This is a genomic window from Legionella dresdenensis, assembly GCF_042649825.1.
GTDB classification, from domain to species: Bacteria; Pseudomonadota; Gammaproteobacteria; order Legionellales; family Legionellaceae; genus Legionella_C; species Legionella_C dresdenensis.
The window spans coordinates 1-516 of the sequence record NZ_JBHSAB010000018.1 but is presented as its reverse complement, the minus strand read 5'-3'; the positions used below and the strand labels follow the sequence as shown (position 1 = coordinate 516).

Sequence of the window (516 nt, the reverse complement as noted above, 5' to 3'; positions counted from 1 at the left end):
AATTTACCGTAACTCCGAACCCCGGTTATAACGTCAATCCCACCGTCGGGGGAACGTGCCCGGCCGGTTCCTGGGCAGGCTCAGTGTATACTACCGGTGCCATTATCGGGGATTGTACCGTCGTCTTTAGTTCGCTCCAGATGCCGACGGTAACCCCGAGCGGCGATGCCAACCTGACCATTAACCCGAATACGCCGCAAACGATTAATTATGGCGCAACCCAGCAATTTACTGTCACCCCGGATCCCGGTTATACCGTCAATCCCACGGTCGGCGGAACATGCCCTGCCGGTTCATGGGCAGGCTCGGTGTATACCACTGGTGCAGTGACCAGTGATTGTTCGGTAACATTTAGCTCTTTGGAGCCTGTCGTTACGCCGAGCGGCGATGCCAACCTGACCATTAACCCGAATACGCCGCAATCAGTGACGCCGGGCGCAACCCAGCAATTTACCGTAACCCCGAACCCGGGCTATAACGTCGATCCCACCGTCGGCGGAACATGCCCGGCCGGTT

1 pseudogene is annotated in these 516 nt (G+C 57.6%); it reads left to right on the top strand.

The features are described 5' to 3' along the window. Positions 1-516, top strand: a pseudogene (locus tag ACFORL_RS07920) (hypothetical protein); the annotation flags it as partial.